This window comes from Arachidicoccus rhizosphaerae (genome assembly GCF_900107765.1).
Classification (GTDB): domain Bacteria; phylum Bacteroidota; class Bacteroidia; order Chitinophagales; family Chitinophagaceae; genus Arachidicoccus; species Arachidicoccus rhizosphaerae.
In genome coordinates this window covers 191,647-213,579 of sequence record NZ_FNQY01000002.1, presented here as the reverse complement: position 1 = coordinate 213,579, position 21,933 = coordinate 191,647, and the positions used below count along the sequence as shown (strand labels likewise).

Below are 21,933 nucleotides of genomic sequence, written 5' to 3'. Positions count from 1 at the left end.
TTTCAAAGTTTGTGTCTAATTTTTCTCTACGCATAGCGTTATCTGCGTCCGCCTGAATCCGCATCATTCATCCTGATTTTACGACCTTTGAATTTTTTACCATCCAAAGAGCGAATCATCTGATTAGCGGCTTTCTTATCAATTTCCACCCAGGAGTTCATTTCTTTCATGTCAATGCGGCCCAGGACTTCTTTTCTCAGATCACTCATATCCAGAATAAACTGCAGGAAGCTGGCTTTATAAAAACCGTCCTTGGTACCTATATTAATAAACAATCTGGCTGTTTCTCCCTGAAAATCGCGGTTATCTCTTTTGCCGTTTCTGGCTCCCCGTTCGCCGCGATCTGAATGGTCCGAACGCTCTCTACCCATCTGACGGTCTCTGCGGTCTGCTCTGTTTTCTCCTTGTCTGACATTTAAGTCACCCGCATTTTCATAATATTGCAGGAACCTGTCAAATTCAAGAGCAGCCACTCTTTTCAGCACTTCTTCCTTGGATATATCCGCAAATCTTTCTTCCAGCATCGGAACATAGGATTCATAATCTCCGTGAGATACATCGGCTTTTAGCAGTTTATCCATAAAATAGAAGAACTGTTTACGACAAACATCCTTACCGGAAGGAATTTCCATTTTATTAAACGGAGCCTGAACTATCTTTTGAATCTGTTTGAGGCGGTAAGATTCCCTGGAGTGAATAATACTGATACAGATACCGGTTGAACCGGCCCTGCCCGTACGACCACTTCTATGCGTATATACTTCCACGTCATCTGGCAGTTCATAGTTAATGACATGGGTAATTTCTTTAACGTCTATTCCTCGTGCGGCTACGTCCGTAGCAATTAATAATTGCAGGCTTCTGTCTCTGAACTGCTTCATGACACGGTCACGCTGAGGCTGTGTAAGGTCACCATGCAAGGCGTCAATATCATAACCTTCACGGGTCAGTTTCTCTGCAATATTTTGCGCATCCGCTTTGGTACGGGTAAAAATAATCCCGTAAATACCCGGATTAAAATCAATCAACCTTTTTAAGGTCTCATATCTGTGCTGCGCAGAAGTTACATAATACTGATGATCAATATTGGTGTTTACCGTATTGGCTTTACCTACTGTAATCTCAACCGGATTATCCATATACTTTTTGGACACCTTACGGATAGCCGGTGGCATTGTTGCACTAAATAACCAGGTACTTTCTCTGATTGGCGTGTTGTTTAAGATAAACTCAATGTCATCCTGGAATCCCATATTCAGCATTTCATCCGCTTCATCCAGTACCACATATTGGATCTTTTCTAAATTCACGGCCTTTCTTTCAATCAGGTCAATGAGTCTTCCGGGAGTGGCTACAATAACCTGCACGCCTCTTTTAATGTCCCGGATCTGCAGGCTGATGGAAGCTCCTCCATAAACAGCAACTACATTTATCTCTTTCATGAATTTTTTAAACCCTACAATCTCTTTCACAATCTGCAAACAGAGTTCACGGGTAGGACACACGATTAGTGCCTGTGGATATTTTTTATCCTCCTTTAATATACTTAGCAGCGGTAAGGAAAATGCTGCTGTCTTACCTGTTCCGGTTTGTGCCAAACCAATCAGGTCCTTAGTTCCACTCAAAAGTACAGGTATTGCCTGTTCCTGAATGGGTGTTGGGTGGATGTATCCTAATTCGCTGGTAGCCTTTACCAAACGATCATCCAGTCCCAGTTGTTCAAATGTAATCATTATATGTATTTAATTGGCGCCGTTCCTTCACTGAAACCAGCACCGTGTTTACGCTTTTTAATTGTTGTCACTCCTTATTTATTCGGAGTAACTTTTTTTTGTTCTTGTTTTTCTCCTTGCTTTTTGTCCAGCACCTTTCTGATTTTATTTGAAGACTCAATAAGTTCATTTAAATACGACCAGTTTTCTTTTTCCAAAGAAGCTTTAAACTTGCGAAGCTGAGAAATATATTCATTCAATACATCCAGTACATTCTCTTTATTTTGCTTAAAGACCGGTACCCAGGTGGCGCTGTTGCTTTTTGCCAGGCGGACGGTGCTTTCAAATCCGGAACTGGCCAGATTGAAGATCGTGTCCTCTTCCTTTTCTTTTTCCAAAACGGTGTTTGCCAAAGCAAAACTAGAGATATGAGAGATATGAGACACATATGCCAGATGGGTATCATGACTTAAACTGTCCATATAAACGATTCGCATGCCAAGTGAGGTAAGTAAATACTCCACCAGGCTTAATGCATCCTTATCACTGTCTGCCGGGTCGCAGATAATATTAACAACGCCTTCCAACACATTTCTGGAAGCTGCATCCGGGCCACTGAATTCCGTTCCCCACATTGGGTGGGCAGGTACATACCGACCGCGTCTGGGATGACCTTCGGCCGCCAGGACCAGTCCTCTTTTGGTAGATCCCACATCCGTAATCACCTGATGATCAACCATGTTTAATAACTCTGGCAAGAGTTTGGCCGCGGCCGTAACCGGTATGGCCAGGATAATTAAATCTGCCGCCTTCACAGCCTCTTCCAGGGTTAACAGTTCATCAATAATCCCTAATTCAAGCGCTCTTCTGCTGTGCTCCTCATTATTATCCACACCTATAATATGCCCTGAGAGACCTTGATCTCTTAAAGCCCAGGCCATGGTACCTCCGATAAGGCCAAGTCCGATTATAGTTGTTGTCAAGTTTTTCTGTTCCATTTTTTGCTAGGCCTTTTAATAAATGACGGCCCTTTTTTCTTAAGAATGTTTCATCTTTTTTACTCTGGAAATCGCCTCATCAAAACGGCTGACATCTCCACATAAACTGATACGGATAAATCCATCTCCTTCAGAACCAAATATTCCGCCAGGAGTAATAAATACATCAGCACCGTACAGCACTGCATCTGCCAGTTCATACCCGTCTTTATATTTTGCAGGAATCTTAGCCCACATAAATAGACCAACCTGGCTTTTGTCATAGCTGCAGTTCAGTAATGCTAAAAGTTCTTCAACTTTCAGCCTTCTTTCCTTATATATCTGATTGACCTGATCATGAAAATCCTTATCCAATGTCAAAGCTTTTGCTCCTGCAAGTTGTAAAGGCAGAAACATACCACTGTCCATGTTACTTTTAAATCTTAAGATCTCCAGGATACGCTGTTCGGAGCCGAGCAGCATACCTATACGCCATCCGGCCATATTATGGGATTTGCTCAGTGAATTCAATTCAATAGCCACATCCAGTGCACCAGGTACGCTTAATAAGCTAATGGGATGATCATTTAAAATAAAGCTATATGGATTATCATGAATTAAAAGAATCTGATGTTTTCTTGCAAAATCTACCAACTTTTCAAATAACTCCTTACTGGCCGCTTTGCCGGTGGGCATGCCCGGATAGTTGACGAACATGAGCTTAATCTTTGAAAAATCAAGCTGTTCCAGCTGATCAAAATCAGGCTCCCACCCTTTACTTTCTGTAAGAGAATAGGTGACGGCTTTGGCACCGGTAAGGGCGACATTGCTGGCATAGGTCGGATACCCCGGATTGGGTACCAGGACCTCGTCGCCCGGATTCAAATAAGTCATGCAGATATGCATAATGCCTTCTTTAGATCCCATCAGTGGTAACACCTCCTTATTGGGATCCACCTGAACGCCATACCATTTGCTGTACCATTGGCTGATGGCTTCTCTAAGCCCCGCAGCTCCTTTATAAGACTGGTAACCATGAACATTGGGCTTTAACGCCTGTTCATAAAGTTCCTGAATAACAGTAGGATCCGGAGGTAAATCGGGACTTCCGATACCCAGATTAATAATCTGCTTTCCCGCCTTATTGAGTTCATCTATTTCTCTTAACTTCTTAGAGAAATAATACTCCTGAATTCCCTGTAATCTGTCTGCTACTGCTACCTGACTCATAAAATTTATTATCGCTTGATGCGTCTTATATTGTTTTGCCTTTTCTGTATATCCCGTTAATGCGCAGTTCCTCGGTCAAAGGCCGGATTAAATCCAGCGCCAGTTCAAATTTATCTCTGGAATCAAACTCCATATCTGCGTGAAAGCTATATTTCCAGTCGCTACCAGGTATAGGGAAACTCTGTAATTTGCTTAGGTTTATATCCACTTCATTGATCTTGTTGAGCACTTTGGCCAGGCTCCCCTTAGAATTATCAGTATGGAAATAAATGGAAGCTTTATTGGCATCCGGAATATCTACCACATCTTCTTCCCTGTTGAGGATTAAAAAACGGGTATAGTTGTTTTTAAGTGTATGAATATTAGGGGCAATAAGCTCTAAATCATAGATTTCGGCAGCCAGCTTACTGGCAATGACAGCCACATGCGGGCTTTTGCTTTTACTGAGCTTACGGGCACTCAGTGCGGTGTCCTCTGTTTCCACCAATTTCCAGTTATACTCATCCAAAAATTTAAAACATTGCTGAATGGCCATTGGATGAGAATGGACTTCTTTAATGTCTTCCAGTGGTACGCCAATGCTGACCATGAGGTTTTGCCTGATCAAAAGATAAACCTCTCCAACAATTTTCAGTTTGCTTTTCTGCAAAAGATTATAATTGGGTAAAATACTACCGGCAATGGTGTTTTCAATGGCCATAATGCCGCCGTCGCTTATTTTTTTATCAGAAGCAACTTTGACGACATCCCGGAAACTGTCACAGGGAATCACTTCAACCTGTTTACCATAATAATATTGAGCAGCCTCCTGATGAAAACATCCCTCATAGCCCTGAATAGCTATTTTTTTGGGAGCAGTATTACCTTTACGAGATTCCATAGTTGATTAAAATAATGCTGTTAAAACAAAAATCCCGACACCTAAATGATCGGGATGGGTTATTTATGTTTAAGATGATTAACGTTATACAACACCAGCCCTACTTCTTTTTAAAATAAAAGAAGCTAAAAAACTCAAAATAAAAATTAAAGGACTGTGCCATGGTGTTTTATTGTCTCCGAATAGTTATTAAGTATTTTTTATATACTTTTTTTTTATTTATTAACGGGGTCAAAGTTACGTACATAATTATTACCCACAAAATTTTTTTTGAAATTAACAGATCATGTGTTAGTTTTCTGATGTTCAACAGGTTCAGCGTCCTCCAGAACTACTTTGAATAACCCCGAATATTTCCCTTTTCCCCTTTGCGATGACTGGCTTTATGGTTATCAGTAAACGATTGGCACCCTCTCATCTCTCGGTTTCGGAGCTGTTTTAAGAGGTCTGCTAAAATCAAGTAATGCTCAATGTTTCTTGAAGGATGCCAGGCTATAATTTTCGGGCCCTCGAAAAGCCTGTATACAAAAAAGCCCTCCCTAAGAATAAGGACGGCCTCTAACGATTGCTTGCCATATGAAAAATCTTAAATATTTTCAGAAAAAATCTAAAAATACTATATAATAAGTCTTTAAGAAGTCAAATTCGTCTTGATAATAGCCCGAACGAATAATTCCGGCAAATACCTAAAAGAAAAAAGGAGTTAATTTTTGCCATAAAGACATGAGGATCAACTCCTTTTTACTTTTATTACTGTGTTAGACAGATTTTACTAAATATAATTATTTAGTAGCAGCGTCAGCAGCATCTTTAACAGCAGCAGCAGCAGTATCAACTGAAGCTTTTGCAGAATCAGCAGTAGCGTTTACAGAATCAACTGCAGCGTTAGCTGTAGAATCGATAGTTTCTGTAGTAGCATTTGCTAAAGAATCAGCGCTAGCAGCAGCATCAGAGTTTGCACCACCGCAAGCAGCAAAAGATAAACCTAAACCTAAAACAGCAACAAATAATAACTTTTTCATCTTGTTTTTAATTTAATTTTTGTTTTGAATTTTCAGTTATTAATACCCGAATCAGAAAAAGGTAACCCATGAATTTTATTTTTTCTAAAAAATTATTTTTCCCTTTGAAATTGGGTTACTTTTAGGCACTATTAAGCATTAAAAGAAGACCTGGGTGAATTCAGATCAGAAAGAACAGCAATTATTACGAGGATTGGTTGAAAATGACACAAAAGCCATCCAAACCATTTATGCCGGTAATTTTAGCCTGATTCAGGCACTGGTACTCAATAATAATGGCTCTTACGACGATGCAAGGGATGTCTTTCAGGAGGCGATGGTCATATTATATGAAAAAGCATGCAAAAGTGATTTCAAACTGACCTGTCAGTTGAAAACTTATTTGTATGCGATTTCTAAAAGACTGTGGCTCAAGAAATTAAAACACCATGGCCTGTTTGTAAGCAATACTGACCTCAGTATACTGGAACCGGTCATTGCTGTAGAAGAGGACCTGGAAATGGCAGAAAAGAAGGATGAAGAGTTTCAGATTATGGAATCTGCCTTTGCAAAACTTGGAGAACCCTGCAAGAGTCTGTTAGAAGCATTTTATATACAGAAAAAATCCATGGCGGATTTAGTTGAAATATTTGGCTATACGAATTCAGATAACGCCAAGACACAGAAATATAAATGTTTAATGCGCTTAAAAAAGCTATTTTTTGCGCAGTATTCAAAATAATAAAGAGACCATGAGTGAACAATTATTAATAGAAAGCCTGGAAAGGTACTTCAATGATGAGATGCTCCCCGAGGAAAAGGCCTATTTTGAACAGATGCGACTGGAAAATCCGGAATTGGATCATATGGTTGTTAGTCACAAGATATTCATGGACAAAATGGCTCAGTTTGCAGAAAGAAAAAAACTAATGACCAGTTTGAGCAGCACCCATGATCATTTACTGGAAAAAGGGTCTATCGCGGAAGATCAAAAGAAGATTTCCAAAGGCAAAATTGTCCAATTATGGCATCGGTATAAGAAAACGACCGCTATTGCCGCCTGCATCGCTGGCCTTACCGCCCTTATTATCAGTGGTGTTATTTCCACTTTTGGCACTGCAAGCCGTCAAACGGTGGAACTGCTTAGCCGAGATATTGAGCAACTGAAAAAGACCCAGGATTACCAATATAGCCAAATCAAAGAAGCGACCAAACTTCCGGAAGGTGCCGTTGTTAAAAGTGGCGGCTCCGCCTTTTTAATTGATGGCAAAGGCTTATTACTGACGAATGCCCACGTATTAAAAGGCAGCAGCGCTGTTGTAGCCAATGATCAGGGCCAGGAATTTAAAACTTCCATCGTATATGTGGATCATGTCAAGGATTTGGCGATTCTCAAAATTACTGACAGTGATTATCAGCCTTTCAAAACGCTTCCGTACGACCTGAAAAGTACGAATGTAAGTCTTGGGGCGGATGTTTTCACCTTAGGCTACCCTCGTAATGATATTACCTATAATAAAGGTTATTTAAGTGCTTTATCCGGGTTTGATGGTGATACTGCTACTGTACAGATCTCCTTACTGGCCAATCCAGGAAATTCCGGGGGACCGGTATTTAATAAATACGGAGATATTATCGGCATTTTAAGTACCCGGGAAGCCAATGCACAAGGTGTCACTTTTGCCATCAAATCCCAGGAGATCGTTCAGGCACTGCAAAGCTGGCAGGAAAAAGATACCAGTGCCGTCAACGTATCCGCATTAAAAAGCAATCATAATCTAAAAGGTGTAAACAGAGAACAACAACTCACGGCTTTACGTCAGTATGTTTTTAATGTTAAGGCATACAACTAAGATTAGGTTTTCAACGAAACATATTAAACAAGTAAGATTCGATAAAAGAGCACTTCGACGTGAAGTGCTCTTTTTTTATTCTTCTGCCTAAAGTGGCCCCTAATTAAAAGATATGAATGGGTAGTATAAATTCCCAATTGTTTTTCAGAGGATAGTTTTTATGAAGCAGATAATTATAGCGCAGACCAATGGTAATCGGATATTGATTACCAAGATTCATATCTGCATAAACAGCCCCACCGACGGAACCGTAACTCGTTCTGTATTTCTGATTATCAAAACCATAACTCTGATCAAAATAAACGTTCGCCCTGATTCTGGAGAAATAGGCCATGGAAGCGAACCCGAAATCAGGATAACAAATAGGAAGGTCATAGTCCAATCCAAATTTCCACATGGTCGCAAAAGAGGGTCTGGTATACCCTCTTGAAAATGGAAACCTGCTACTATATCCATATGCACCTACTGTATCCCTGTTTTGATAAGCCAGATTCCACCTAAAGCTATGGGTCGGTAATATTCCGGGTAAATAAATGGTAGAACTGGTCATCCACTGCTTAGGTCCCTTCCCGTCCAAAGGACTGTTTAATTCACTGTAAGTATAGAGTCCCCATCTGGGATAAAACTGACGACTGGACTGCCGGGCATTCACCGAATACTGCACCCGGGAAAATAAATACCTGATCTGGGTTAAGGCAGCCCCTGCCTTAGGCGCAGGATCAGACCAGTATAGGTCGCTCTGACTAAGCGCAGTAGATACATAAAGGCTGCGCGACCAGCGGCCACCCGTAAAATTCAGGGGTAACTGCACCCCCAGCTGACTGGTAAGTTCCTGGTATCCGTAATAATTGCCCTTACTATCGGCTGCCTGGTGATTCCAGCTATAATCCATTTGCATAAATGGCTCCAGATACCATAAGCCCAGACTCATATCAGCGCCGACAGCATTTATTTCTGTTACACGATTATAATTATAAGACAATGTCGTCTGAAGAGTATTTAAGGTATTTTGTCCTAATAATTTCAATGCATAAACAGGATCTTCCACAGATGGCTGCAGACTATGAAAATGAAACGGATGACTAAGCAAGGGATACTTTTTAATAGACTGCTGCCATTTAGACAGACTGATTTCATTTTCTAAAAGTGTATGCTTTTGATCCATATTTAAAGTGTCCGCCCCTGTCTTTGCCTGAGATGGTCCAGCCCATAATGCCGAGAATACCTCAGAATGAGCCTTGTCCTTTAAAGGCAGATAGCCTTTAAATCCCAGGAAAGAAGGCTTATCCCTTATGGCCAAAGAATCTTTATCCAGCGGTAGCGCTGAAGTAAAAAGGCGATAACCCATGGCCGTCTGAAGGCTTATGACCGCTGCTTTATTTTTACGGATAAATCCCTGCGCCCCGTCCCTGACAAACTTTTTTACCAATATTGGTTCCGCCAGTTTCGAGGTGACATTATCACTAGCTACACCACTTAAATCCAGTTGCCATAATTCCGTATACGGATTATCCTTTGTGGGCTCAACGCTTGAATAAAAAAGGTTACCATTACTGACAACAGGATAGGCCAATAACTGATCTTTTAAAGGCACTAAAAATTTTACAGCCAGATTTGACTCTTGAGTGCTAGATTCAGATGAAATGCGGTCATATCCAATGCCCATCCGGCCATCAGGCTGGCGAATCATAAATAATATCCCGGTATTTCCTTCAGCATCGCCAGTATTTAAACCCGAATCACCTTGCCGGTTCTCCTGCTGAATTACATATGGCGTAAGATTCAGATGAAAAAATTTCGGATAATTATAGATCACTCCCTTTGGCGCCGTCCACCTTTGCTTCAGTTGCCCCCTGGCATCTAACAGGTCAATGGATGATTTCTCATCAGTGGTAAGTCTGCTGGCAGCTATTAGCATCCCGGTTGGCGGCTGTTCTGGGTGCGCCTTAGTCACTTCCCGTGAGGAATCTTTTCTAAGGGTAATATCCGGCGTAAAATATCGGGACTTATGCGTAATCCTATGCCTTTGGCCGGTCAAAACATCCAAAATTTCCAGATCACTGTACTCCTTATAACTCCATCTCGGATCCACCTGAAAGCGGGTATAAATAAGATACTGATCATTATAGCCAAAATACCCGTCCCGGGAAATGGGCGCCTCTCCTACCTTCTTTTCCGTACCGTTTTGAAGTAAGACAAAATGACTTAGGGAAGTAGACGGCGTTTTAAGGGCGACGACTCCTTCCGCATCCTGTCCGTCATTTAGCCTAGTTTTAAACGGGTAAGGATACATATAATCCACTACTTCATTAGTCCTGATCTCATTTATGGGTGTAATCCGCGTATCGTCATTTGTTTGTTTGGCCTTAGGCAATGGAATTGCCATTTTACCGGAAGCCATTGTTTTCCAGTCCAACAAATCAAAAGCCTGCTGATAAGCGCTCAGCGCCTGTTCACGAAACCTTTTAAATGAAATACCCGATTGTCTTTGGATGGCTTTTTGAAATGGATAAAACAGACCTTTATACCTGGCCGCGTCCCTGATAACCCGCCCCCAGAAATCATCCCCGTATTTCTGATAACCAAAGGCTACCAGTATATAACCCAAATTATAATGGCCGGGAATAAGATCTTTATAGGAACCGTTTCTTAATTTCTGATAATTATAGTTTTTGCCGTCTTTTTTTAAAACAGGATATATATTCATAAATCTGGGCAGCCTTCCTCGCCCCTGTGTACTATGAAGGGTTTCACTATATACCGCATCTCCTTCAAAGAACCAGTTGGGAACCGCCATATCACTGAAAAGTGACCTGGCATTATCCCCCAGTGCAAAGTCCACGACTCTTGTCAGCCCTATATTGATATTATCATATTGCATGATATGGCGATACTCATGTAAAGCCAGTGTACTGGCCCAGTCTAAGCTACCCAGATTCAATACATCCATCGGGGAACTGAGATAAAACTCACTTCTATATGGCCCCATCCCTACATAACCATTACTATTAGCCGTCTCAGTCTGTATCAGGATGGGCGGATTTTCCATTCTGGGACCCAGGCTATAACCCGGATAATGACGTAAATAATTAATCTGGGCAGCTATTTTTAATGCAGTGGTATCCTGGCATTTTGGAAAAATAATATTGATGGAATCATTTTTTAGCTGTCGCCATTTTAAAGAAGGCGGGTTTCCTCCAAATTGTTGAGCCCGGGACGCGCCTATGCTCAACAATAAAATGGACAGGACAATGCCTATACCCAAAAGTAGTTGTCGACAATTTACGCCCCCTTTGTCATGCGGCCGCCTTTTGCTCATTGCTAGTTGCCTTTTGCGCATTTATACCTTTTGATTGCAATATGGGCTTCAAAGTGAGTTACCCCAAACAAAAACCCGGTAAAGAGATCATTTAAATGATTCTTCACCGGGTTTAAAGATATTAAATAAATATTTTGTTAGAACTATTTATTAAACAGGTCTGGAAAAATACCATCGGTATCCAACTGCTCTTCAATACGAATCAGTTGATTGTATTTAGCGATACGATCTGTACGGCTGGCAGATCCTGTTTTGATCTGACCGCAATTCAAGGCTACCGCTAAATCAGCAATGGTTGTGTCTTCCGTCTCACCACTTCTGTGACTCATAACGGTAGTATAACCTGCATGCTGAGCCATTTGTACTGCCTGAATGGTTTCAGTTAAGGTACCGATCTGGTTAACTTTAATCAGAATGCTGTTGGCAATATGATTATCGATACCACGTTTTAAGATTTTGCTGTTGGTAACAAACAAATCATCTCCAACCAGCTGAATTTTATCACCCAGGGCTTCGGTCAGTTTTTTCCAACCATCCCAATCTTCTTCAGCCATACCATCTTCAATGGAAACGATAGGATATTTGTTGACCCATTCTACCCAGTAAGCAACCATTTCATCTGCGGTTAATTCCTTACCTGTGCTCTTGTAGAATTTATATTTACCGTCTTTATACATTTCGCTACTAGCAGCGTCCAGTGCAATGGAAACATCTTCACCTGGTTTATACCCTGCCGCTTTAATAGCTTCTAATACGGTTTCAATCGCTTCTTCGTTGCTTTGGATATCCGGAGCAAAGCCGCCTTCATCCCCAACATTGGTGCTATAACCTTTCTTTTTCAGAACGGATTTCAACTCATGGAAGATTTCAGTACCCCAACGCAGCGCTTCACTAAAGGAAGAGGCGCCATGAGGGACAATCATATATTCCTGATAGTCAATTTTATTATCTGCATGAACACCACCATTTAAAATGTTCATCAAAGGTACTGGTAATACGGTTGCATTCACTCCGCCAATGTAGCGGTATAAAGGCAGGCCTGCTTCCTGAGCAGCAGCTTTTGCAACGGCCAGAGAAACGGCCAGAATTGCATTTGCACCTAATTTACCTTTATTGTCAGTACCATCAATTTCAAGTAATTTCTTATCAACACCTACCTGATCGGATACACTCCATCCAACCAGTTGTTCAGCGATAATATCGTTGACATTTGCAACTGCTTTTAATACGCCTTTACCCACATAAACACTTTTATCGCCATCGCGCAGTTCAACGGCTTCATGGATGCCTGTGGAAGCTCCGGAAGGAACGGCAGCACGGCCCAAAATACCATTTTCAGTTAATACATCCACTTCTACCGTTGGATTTCCACGGCTATCTAGAATCTGTCTTGCATGAATATCGGCTATAAAGCTCATATCATTAAATTTTTACAAGTATTGAAAAGAATTTTACTGCGCAATGTTATTATTTTTTTGCTAGACAGAAAAATAAATAAATAAAATTTCACATACGATTGTTAGTTATAACTCCCTTGAAATTCAGCCATTATTACTAGATTCCTGATCCATAATTGCTTGGAAAATTGAAATAAATTGAAAATTTTCAGACCCGTTTTGGAAATATTCACAGATTCTCTCCCAATATGCCCCCTGAACGGCTTGCAATAATCCCTTATTTTTCTACTGTTTTCTGCCTGAATAATACTAATTTTACCTAGAACAAATGAATTGAAAATCATTTGTTTGAGTCTGCAGGATTCTATAAAACCCTTATAAAAATTTACACAACCCGTTACATATGGAAAAAATAAGTACCAATCTGATAAAACAGGTCGTGCTTTTGATTCTGATAACTTTTATTGGAATAGAAATCATTGTACAGCTTAAATATTTTCTGCCTGGATTTTTTGGGGCAATTACCTTATATGTTCTATATAGAAGCTGGTATTATAAGCTGATTGAGCAAAAACACTGGAAAAAATGGGCGGCCGCGCTTGTATTAATCCTGGGAAGTATTATTTTGGTTGTGTTTCCAATATTTTCCATCATCAAAGTACTGATTCCGAGAATCAATCAGGCAATTGACCAAGCCCCTACCATAACAGACAAATTAACCCACACGGTAGATTTAGTCAAAAGCCATTTCCCTTCATTAGACGTATCTAATCAAGCAATTTTAGAAAACTTCAAAAAGCTGGCAGCTTATATTCCTAAAATTCTAAATGCCACAGCTTCAGTTGTTTCAAATTTAGCCGTTGCTTTTTTCATTTTTTATTTTATGCTGATGGGTGGTCGTAAAATGGAGAAGAAAATTGAATCTTTTTTGCCACTCAATGAACAAAACAAATCCACACTTTGGCAGGAAACCAAAAACATGGTGGTATCCAATGCAATAGGTATTCCTGTCCTGGCCCTTTGTCAGGCACTTTTAGCCATTTTGGGCTATTGGATCTTTGGGATTAAAGAATTTATTTTCTGGGGATTGCTGACAGGTGCCGCATCCATAATACCGGTGGTAGGAACAATGATTGTCTGGGTTCCTATTTGTATTATTACAATGGCCAATGGGGAAATTGGCATGGGTATAGGATTATTAGCCTATTGTGGTATTATTGTATCCAATAGTGACAACGTCTTGCGGTTTGCCTTAATGAAAAAATTCGGAGATGTACACCCCTTGATTACTGTTTTTGGCGTTATCCTGGGACTGCAAATTTTTGGATTGATGGGACTTATCTTCGGGCCTTTAATGATTGCCTACTTCTTATTACTTTGTCAGATTTATAAATTTGAATACGGTTCAGGCAGTTCCGGGAAGAAAAAGCAATTATTGCCCAAGAATAATGATACGGCAAAAGCTACAGGAGCTATTCCAAATAGCGAAAAAAGACAATCGGACAAAAAAGAGTCCGATCAATAGACAACGAATCACAATCCAGCTTTATTTAAGGTAATGGAGGTACGTTTATGACCGCTAAAGCGGGCTCAATGATCCGGCGTAGCAGCTTCATGAATATCCGCTACTTCATAAATAGCTCTGTCGATGGGAAGATTTACAGCATTCACCATGGCCTGACTCAACTCCTTTAGCGTACAAAAAGAAGCAGGAAAGCATTTGCTAAGCAAGGGGAATAACCAGCTAAAATAATGATAGATTTTTAAAGTATGGCGATTGCCAGGCGTCGGAATGATTATGCTTGGACGAAAGCAAAAGACCTTGGAAAACGGTAAGCGGTCCAGGTCCCTTTCTGTTATTCCTTTCACCCGCGACCACATAATGGCACTTTTTGCAGACCTGTCCGTCCCTTTTCCGGAAATATAACAAAAAGTCATATTCTTATTGATCAGACATAGGGTTTTGGCAAACTGTAGGGTTAATTCATAAGTCAGCTTATGGTAGGCTGCTTCAGTCTTACCCAGGGAGGTCACCCCCAAACAAAAAAAACAGGCGTTATACCCGTCCAACTGACCGGCAATACCTGAACAATCAAAAAAATCCTGATGAATAATTTCTTTTAATTTAGGATGAGAGATACCTGTTGGCCTTCTACTCACTACCAAAACGGCCTCCACGTCACTGTTTTCCAAACAGGTATTTAAGACGCCTTCCCCTACCATACCGGTAGCTCCGGTAATAATGGCACGGATAGGCTGATGTCCTAACTTATTTTCATAAATATTCTTATCCATAATCGCCGCTTTAAAAGCGGGCATTAACGCCCGCCCACCATGTTTAAAAATTCCTGTTCAGAAATAATATTAACGGTGTTTAATTTTTTAGCTTTTTCGAGTTTGCTGCCTGCCGCTGCACCGGCCACCAGATAATTCAATTTAGAGGATACACCACTTAATATTTTTCCGCCTTTTGCTTCGACCATTTGTTCTGCATCATTTCTTTTTAAATGCTCCAGCGTCCCAGTAAACAAAAAAGTTAGCCCCTCAAAAGGCTGGTCTCCTTGTTGCGCCAAGCCCGTTTTCTGACCCTGAAAATTGAGTCCCGCATCTTCTAATTTTTTTAAAAGCTCATGGCTTTCCGGTGCCTCAAAAAATTCATAGATACTGCCGGCAACCTTGGGTCCGATATCTTCGAGCTCCATGAATGCTTCCAATGAAAAATCTTTCAAGTCCCATAGATTTTCTACCTTCTTAGCCAAAATCTTTGCAGTAGTCTCTCCGACAAAGCGAATACCCAGGCCAAAAATAAGTCTGTATAAGGGCTGGGTTTTACTTTTTTCAATAGCCGCCTGCAGTTTGTCCAATGATTTCTCTCCAAAACCTTCCAGTTGACCGATGCGACCAAAATCTAAGTGATAAATCCCCGGAATATCTTTTAAAATCTCTGCATTATAAAATTTACGCACGTTGGACTCCCCAAAGGAACGAATATCCATGGCATCCTTACTGACAAAATGAATCATTTTTTCAACCACCTGCGCTTCGCAGTTGGGATTAATACAACGCCAGACACTCTCTGCTTCCGGTTTATGAAGTTTAGAGTGGCAAACAGGGCAATTTTGCGGGAACAATATGGGGGTTTCCGTCCCTTTTCTAAGTTCGGTTAAAGGCTTCACGATATTGGGAATAACATCTCCTGCCCTTTCTACAAGCACCTGATCTCCAATCCGCAGGTCTTTTTCCCGGATAATATCTTCATTAAATAAAGAAATGGAACTGATCGTGACCCCGGCTAAAAAAACAGGATCAATTTTAGCGACCGGCGTAATGGCCCCCGTCCTTCCCACTTGGAATTCAACTGTTTGAATGATAGAAGTGGCCTGCCTCGCCTTAAACTTATAGGCCATAGCCCATCTTGGATGATGAGAGGTCATGCCTAATTCTTCCTGCAGACCAATACTGTTCACCTTAATAACCATTCCATCAATCTCATAGGGTAACGTATCTCGCAGCTGTTCAAAATCACCCACGTGCGCGATCACCTCTTCCATCTTATTAAAACATTCGCTTTCTTTAATGGGTGATCTAAGCCCGCATTGCCAGAGTAACTCCAGATTGCCTGTATGGGTATCTAATAAAGCGGAAGGCTGCGTACCTTTCAGCAGCACTATATTACTGATATGATACAAAAATGCATCCAGCCCCCTGTTTCTGACAGCTGCCGGATCTTTAAGACGAAGACTGCCGCTGGCAGCATTGCGTGGATTGGCCAGTACTTGCAAGCCGGCCTCCATCTGCTTTTCATTAAACTTTTGAAAGGAGCTTTTACTCATCATCACTTCTCCTCTTATTTCTACCTGTTGTATACCAAAAGAAGAAAAAGGCGCGCTTAAGGGGATGGATCTTATCTGACGGATATTGGCGGTCACATCCTCTCCTTCAATACCATCACCTCTGGTGACGGCCCGGATTAATTGATCATCCTCGTATAATAAAGAAATACTCGCTCCATCAAATTTAGGTTCTACAGAATACTTGATCAACTTCCCACCTGCAGCTTCACGAACCTTTTTATCCCAGTCCCCCAGATCATCCGCATTATAGGAATTCTCTAAAGAAAGCATAGGAACCAGATGTCTGATCGTGGCAAACTGCCCCGTCAGATTAGCCCCTACGCGCTGGGTAGGTGAATCCGGGGTGATTTCCTTAGGGTGCTCCTTTTCATAGGCTTCCAGCTTCTTATACAAAAAATCATACTCCTGATCAGAAATAAGCGGGTTATCCTCCACATAATATCTGTATTCATGAAACCGCAACACCTTACGTAACTCATCCAAATGTTCCCGCGTAATTTTTTGGGTATCCTGTAGGAACTTATTGCTGTTGAATTGAAAGGATTGAATCTGCGATGAATTGTACATATATTATGGGGCTTTACTTACTTATATGAGTGTTTTTGGAGTGTTTTCAGTGGCAATGTTAATTAAAAATTGCCAATCAGGGCTCAGTTCCTGGTTAATTCGCTATTGGGTTATTGTATCACGGCCCGGGACCGTCTTTGGTGAACCGGAGGTTCTAAAAAACAACTAACAGGGATATTCAAAAGAAAAATACACCTAATTATCAATTAGTTAAAGCAAAATTGGTCCAAAATTCTTTCAAATTTGGCTGTCTAGGCTCACTTAAGTATTTTCGCAGCCTTAAATCAAACTATCAAATGGAATACAACAAAATTATTTCCGTCACTGGACTAGGTGGTCTTTTTGAATTGATCGGTAGTAAGGCAGATGGTGCTATCGTACGTTCCTTAGAGGACAAAACCACAAAATTTGCCTCTTCCAGAAGCCACCACTTTTCCCATTTGGAAAGCATTGAGGTTTATACAATCCGCGAAAATGTGAACCTGATCGAAGTTTTCAGAGCCATGCAGGCTGCCGGAAAACCGATTCCCGATTATAAAGACATTGCTGCAGTAAAAGCTTATTTTACGGATGTATATCCAGATATGGATTTTGAAAGAGTATATACCAGCGATATGAAAAAAATGGTGAGATGGTACAATATTCTGGTAGACAATAGTGTAAGCCTGGAGTCCTCTGCAAACCAAGAGGTGGATGATGAGCTGGAAGCGCAACAGGCTCCGGCTGAACAGCCGGCCGTAGAAAAAAAGGCCAAGGCCCCTAAAAAAGCGGCTGCTAAAAAGCAAACTGCCGCAGCGGATGCCAAGCCAACAGAAGAAGCAAAGCCTAAGAAAAAGGCGGCTCCAAAGAAAAAAGCAGATAAAGAATAATGCGGCGGCCAAAATGGCCAAAGCAGTTTTAAACAATATGCTAGCAAGCGTAAGCAAAAGGTTAAAACCATTTGCTTGCGCTTTTTTTGTGGTATTTTTGACACAAACGAAGCTAGAGGGGATTCATTAACAAATTGATTCCCAATTAGATTTATTTTTATTTTGACAACATTAAAACAGATTAAAATATATGGCAAATACGACACCTACTGCTGATATTCAGAAATTGCCCAGAGAATTTGTCCCAAAGGATTTTACAGTGACCACCTGGGAAACCCTGGAACCCTTCTTTAAAGAATTATCGGAACGTTCCATCAACAGTAAATCTGATTTGGAACAGTGGTTAAAGGATCTCAGTGAATTAGAGGCTGTTATCAGTGAAGACGCTTGTTGGCGCCAGATTAAAATGACTTGTGATACAACAGATAAGGCACTGGAAGACGCATTTACCTATTTTTGTATGGAGATTCAGCCCAGACTCCAGCCCTATTCAGACAAACTCAACAGAAAATTAATTGACTCCCCCTTTGTGGAAGAACTGGAGCCTGCCTTATATCATACCTATTTAAGAAGCGTACGTAGAAGTATCGAACTTTTCCGCCCCCAGAACATTCCCATCCAGGCCGAGCTCAGTGTTTTACAACAACAATATGGCGCCATTGCCGGTAAAATGACCGTGGAAGTCGATGGCAAGGAATTTACGCTTCAGCAAGCTGCTAAATTTCTGGAAAGCCCTGAGCGAAACCTCAGACGCGATGTTTATATGAAAGTCCAGAACAGAAGGCTTCAGGATAAGGATGCGTTTAATCATTTATATTCTGAGCTGATACAAAAAAGACAACAGGTAGCCGTCAATGCCGGTTTTGAAAACTATCGGGATTACAAATTTGCAGAACTGGGCCGTTTTGATTATACCAAAGAAGATTGTTTTCAGTTCCATGAAGCCGTTAAGTTGCATGTTTTACCATTAGTGGATCAAATCAATCATTACAAAAAGCAGAAACTGGGGTTAGATGATTTAAGGCCCTGGGATCTGGAAGCCGAACCGGCCAATACAGAGCCTTTACGTCCTTTTACCAATGGCAAAGATTTGTTGGCAAAAACAGAAGCCTGTTTTGAACAACTAAATCCATTTTTTGCGGGTTGTCTGCGCAAAATGGATGAATTAAAACATTTTGACTTAGAAAGCAGAAAAGGTAAAGCGCCCGGAGGGTACAATTGTCCGCTGGCTGAAAGCGGGGCACCCTTTATATTTATGAATGCAGCCGGGCAGATGAGTGATGTCACCACTATTGTACATGAAGGCGGTCATGCGATTCATTCATTTTTAGCGCACCCTTTGGCGCTCAGTGCTTTTAAGGAGTATCCAATGGAAATTGCCGAAGTAGCTTCTATGTCAATGGAGTTACTCAGTATGGACCACTGGGATGTATTTTTTAAAGATAAAGAAGAGCTACGCCGGGCTAAAATCCATCAGTTAGAAAGAGTCATAACGATTTTTCCATGGATTGCCATTATTGATAAATTTCAGCATTGGGTTTATGAAAACCCGCAACATACGCTTGAGCAACGGGAAGCAAGCTGGCTGAGCATCTTAAATGAGTTATCTTCTTCAGTTGTCAATCAGGAAGGTCTGGAGCAGTTCCGGGCCTGCAGCTGGCAGCGTCAGCTCCATCTTTTTGAGGTCCCGTTCTATTATATAGAATATGGGATTGCACAGTTAGGGGCCATAGGCATGTGGATGCAATACCAACAAAATCATCAAGAGGCTTTGGATAATTATATAAAGGCACTCAGCCTTGGCGGCACAAGGACCTTACCAGAGTTATATGAAGCGGCTGGTTTGAAATTCGATCTTTCACCTGCTCATATTAAAAAACTGATGGACTTTGTTCATGAACAAATGCAAGCGCTTCTCGAAAATTAGCAAATGATAAAAATATAAAGTTATGATACCAGTAAAAGGATACGCTGCTCAAAATGAAAAGGACCCACTTGGTCCCTGGGATTTTGAGCGCAGAGAGGTTGGAGCGGATGACGTGGAAATAGACATATTATACTGCGGCATCTGTCACTCTGATATTCATCAGGTCAGAAGTGAATGGCGTCCTGGCATTTTCCCTATGGTGCCAGGCCATGAAATTGTCGGGCGAATTGTCCGGGTAGGTTCGCATGCCGTGAATTTTAAAGCAGGCGATCTAGTCGGTATTGGTTGTATGGTAGACAGCTGCCACGAATGCCCTAGTTGCAAAAGCGGACACGAACAATTTTGCGAGAAAGGAGAAACTGTATGGACCTACAATTCGGTGGAAAGAGACAAAAAGACACCTACGTACGGTGGCTATTCCAACAAAATAGTCTGTAACAAGGATTTTGTCGTTCGTGTTTCTGAAAAATTAGATCTTAAAGGCGTTGCCCCCCTTTTATGTGCCGGCATTACCACCTATTCTCCTATCAAAAAATGGAATATTGGCAAAGGACACAAGGTTGCCGTTTTGGGACTGGGAGGTCTGGGGCATATGGCCGTTAAATTTTTAGTTGCCCTGGGTGCGGAAGTTACCCTGCTGAGCAGATCCGAAAGTAAAAAACAGGACGCTCAAAGACTGGGTGCCCATAAGTTCTGCAATACCAAGGAGGTAGAGCAGGTTCAGCCGCTGAAACGCTATTTTGATTATATCATTGACACGGTATCCGCGCCTCATGATTATGATTTTTACATGTCTTTACTAAAAGACAATGGCGTGCATATCTGCGTGGGATTACCTCCGGGAGGACTCCAGTTAAAAGGGTTACCGTTCAACAGGGCTATCACGGGATCTTCTATCGGCGGCATTCCCGAAACTCAGGAAATGCTGGATTTTTGTGCCGAGCACCAAATTACCTCTGACGTTGAAGTCATTAACATCAGTTATGTCAATGAAGCCTACCAAAGGGTACTGAACAGTGATGTGCGTTACCGGTTCGTTATCGACATGGCCACGCTCTGACGAAAGACAACCTAAACAATTACTCTGATAAGGAAAAATAGATTTTCAATCAGGCTGATACATACAAGAGCCATTTTGGATCGACCTCCAAAATGGCTCTTGTATGTATAGATAGTGGCCTGACTTATCAATTAAAGCTACTAGCCCAAACCTGCTTAATTATAAAATACAATGTTCCCTGGGAAGTAAATATGTTTATATTCAATGGATTTGACCAAATCTCCGGTTGTCGCATCATAAAAACGTAAGAAATTACTATCTGTTTCGCTATAACCGGTAATGGACCAGGTTACGATCTGATTGTTTTGCTTGTCATAGCCGAGTCCGGTAGAATAAAAGGTCTCACCTGTTGGTAAAGTAATAAAAGGTGCATTTAATGACCCGGCGTCTCCTTTGGTGTATTTATAGATTTCATTGCCGGAATAACCACTTGTAGGTTTTGCGATATAAAAAATGGCATTCTCTTTAGAAGATGCAACCAGGCTTGGCGCATGATAAGCATAATCATCCACCCAAATGGCTTGATTGAGTGCGATCTGGGTAGTATCCTGACTAGCAGCGTTCACACTTACCAAAAGTTTGCCACCTGCACCATACACCGTACCATCTTTAGTGGTTACATAACCTTCCGTTGGTCCGTCAAAATGCTTTACCAGACTCCAATCACTTATTTTAATGATATCCACGCCGTTATTACTGCTGGCCAGAAGATAATCTCCCACTTTCAATAATTTTTTAATGTAATTCCCTGCATAAACCGGGGTGGTATTAATGGTAAGTGAATTTAAATCAATGGTATATATATCAGAGCCACTACTTACCACAGCCGTATTCGCATCTATAGCAGCAATTGCCCTGAAACTCGACCCATCCATGGTGATCTGTCCGACTTGTTGCAGCGTGGCAGCATCTGCCACTGTAATAGGACCGCCAGCGGTAGAGATCAAAAACAGGTCATTTCCGATGATCGCGCCGTCCTCTAAAGTCGCTGTACTTGTGGTAGGGCTGTTTCCATTATTGGCCGCAGCAAAGGCGCTGAGCTGTAGGGTATCTGCACCATACTGATAGAAATTAACACTCCCGTTTTCATGGCCATACCATCCTTCATTTAAAATGAAAAATCCGTTGGCGTAAGGGCCGGTGGGTGTAGTTACTGAATTGTCATCATTTTTACTACAAGCAGTCATTAAAACAATGACCATTAAGCAAGCCCAAAGCACGGGAGAAAGCTTAAATCGATTTGGGCTTTTTGTTTTTAGAGTGAATAATTGTTTCATTTTTTTCTAA

Annotated in this window: 16 protein-coding genes; 6 read left to right on the top strand and 10 right to left on the bottom strand. The window is 41.3% G+C overall.

Annotation, left to right across the window (positions count from 1 at the left end; translation table 11 throughout):
• Window positions 1-38: 38 nt before the first annotated feature.
• From BLU80_RS03225 to BLU80_RS03205, 5 genes are all read right to left on the bottom strand, one after another.
• Window positions 39-1,733, bottom strand: coding sequence for a DEAD/DEAH box helicase (locus BLU80_RS03225; RefSeq protein ID WP_091393306.1), 1,695 nt, complete (start codon window positions 1,731-1,733; stop codon window positions 39-41).
• 74 nt (window positions 1,734-1,807) lie between these two features.
• Window positions 1,808-2,710 carry a prephenate dehydrogenase gene (locus BLU80_RS03220; RefSeq protein ID WP_211481733.1) on the bottom strand — a complete coding sequence of 301 codons (903 nt, stop codon included), beginning with the start codon at window positions 2,708-2,710 and terminating at the stop codon, window positions 1,808-1,810.
• Between the two features lie 39 nt (window positions 2,711-2,749).
• Window positions 2,750-3,919 carry a pyridoxal phosphate-dependent aminotransferase gene (locus BLU80_RS03215; RefSeq protein ID WP_091393303.1) on the bottom strand — a complete coding sequence of 390 codons (1,170 nt, stop codon included), beginning with the start codon at window positions 3,917-3,919 and terminating at the stop codon, window positions 2,750-2,752.
• A gap of 25 nt (window positions 3,920-3,944) precedes the next feature.
• The gene (locus BLU80_RS03210; protein ID WP_091393302.1) at window positions 3,945-4,799 is read right to left on the bottom strand and encodes a prephenate dehydratase; all 855 of its coding nucleotides are present in this window, start codon (window positions 4,797-4,799) and stop codon (window positions 3,945-3,947) included.
• A 782-nt stretch (window positions 4,800-5,581) separates the two neighbouring features.
• Complete coding sequence (locus BLU80_RS03205; protein ID WP_091393299.1) at window positions 5,582-5,821, bottom strand: hypothetical protein; 240 nt, start codon at window positions 5,819-5,821, stop codon at window positions 5,582-5,584.
• 154 nt (window positions 5,822-5,975) lie between these two features.
• On the opposite strand from BLU80_RS03205, the gene BLU80_RS03200 reads away from it, so the two are divergent.
• Window positions 5,976-6,542, top strand: a complete 567-nt coding sequence (locus BLU80_RS03200) for an RNA polymerase sigma factor (RefSeq protein ID WP_091393295.1) — start codon at window positions 5,976-5,978, stop codon at window positions 6,540-6,542.
• Complete coding sequence (locus tag BLU80_RS03195; RefSeq protein ID WP_091393292.1) at window positions 6,523-7,653, top strand: S1C family serine protease; 1,131 nt, start codon at window positions 6,523-6,525, stop codon at window positions 7,651-7,653. Before BLU80_RS03200 ends, BLU80_RS03195 begins: the two co-directional genes overlap by 20 nt.
• A gap of 103 nt (window positions 7,654-7,756) precedes the next feature.
• Here BLU80_RS03195 and BLU80_RS03190 read toward each other — a convergent pair whose 3' ends face one another.
• Window positions 7,757-10,972 (bottom strand): hypothetical protein, encoded by a 3,216-nt coding sequence (locus BLU80_RS03190; protein WP_091393288.1) that lies wholly within the window; start codon window positions 10,970-10,972, stop codon window positions 7,757-7,759.
• A 143-nt stretch (window positions 10,973-11,115) separates the two neighbouring features.
• Window positions 11,116-12,390, bottom strand: coding sequence for a phosphopyruvate hydratase (eno, locus tag BLU80_RS03185; RefSeq protein WP_091393285.1), 1,275 nt, complete (start codon window positions 12,388-12,390; stop codon window positions 11,116-11,118).
• A 382-nt stretch (window positions 12,391-12,772) separates the two neighbouring features.
• Between eno and BLU80_RS03175 the strand changes: the two genes are divergently transcribed.
• The gene (locus BLU80_RS03175; RefSeq protein ID WP_091393276.1) at window positions 12,773-13,894 is read left to right on the top strand and encodes an AI-2E family transporter; all 1,122 of its coding nucleotides are present in this window, start codon (window positions 12,773-12,775) and stop codon (window positions 13,892-13,894) included.
• Between the two features lie 65 nt (window positions 13,895-13,959).
• Here BLU80_RS03175 and BLU80_RS03170 read toward each other — a convergent pair whose 3' ends face one another.
• On the bottom strand, window positions 13,960-14,664 hold the full coding sequence (locus tag BLU80_RS03170) for a Rossmann-fold NAD(P)-binding domain-containing protein (RefSeq protein ID WP_091393622.1): 705 nt from the start codon (window positions 14,662-14,664) through the stop codon (window positions 13,960-13,962).
• Window positions 14,665-14,687: 23 nt separating this feature from the next.
• Window positions 14,688-16,790 carry an NAD-dependent DNA ligase LigA gene (gene ligA, locus BLU80_RS03165; RefSeq protein ID WP_091393271.1) on the bottom strand — a complete coding sequence of 701 codons (2,103 nt, stop codon included), beginning with the start codon at window positions 16,788-16,790 and terminating at the stop codon, window positions 14,688-14,690.
• Between the two features lie 296 nt (window positions 16,791-17,086).
• Between ligA and BLU80_RS03160 the strand changes: the two genes are divergently transcribed.
• The 3 genes from BLU80_RS03160 (at window position 17,087) to BLU80_RS03150 (ending at window position 20,646) form a co-directional block, all read left to right on the top strand.
• Window positions 17,087-17,659 (top strand): DUF5606 family protein, encoded by a 573-nt coding sequence (locus BLU80_RS03160; protein WP_091393267.1) that lies wholly within the window; start codon window positions 17,087-17,089, stop codon window positions 17,657-17,659.
• 190 nt (window positions 17,660-17,849) lie between these two features.
• Complete coding sequence (locus BLU80_RS03155) at window positions 17,850-19,586, top strand: M3 family oligoendopeptidase (RefSeq protein WP_091393264.1); 1,737 nt, start codon at window positions 17,850-17,852, stop codon at window positions 19,584-19,586.
• A 22-nt stretch (window positions 19,587-19,608) separates the two neighbouring features.
• Window positions 19,609-20,646 (top strand): NAD(P)-dependent alcohol dehydrogenase, encoded by a 1,038-nt coding sequence (locus BLU80_RS03150; protein WP_091393260.1) that lies wholly within the window; start codon window positions 19,609-19,611, stop codon window positions 20,644-20,646.
• Window positions 20,647-20,801: 155 nt separating this feature from the next.
• Here the strand turns inward: BLU80_RS03150 and BLU80_RS03145 are convergent, their stop codons facing one another.
• Window positions 20,802-21,923 carry a DUF5074 domain-containing protein gene (locus tag BLU80_RS03145; protein ID WP_091393257.1) on the bottom strand — a complete coding sequence of 374 codons (1,122 nt, stop codon included), beginning with the start codon at window positions 21,921-21,923 and terminating at the stop codon, window positions 20,802-20,804.
• Window positions 21,924-21,933: the final 10 nt, after the last annotated feature.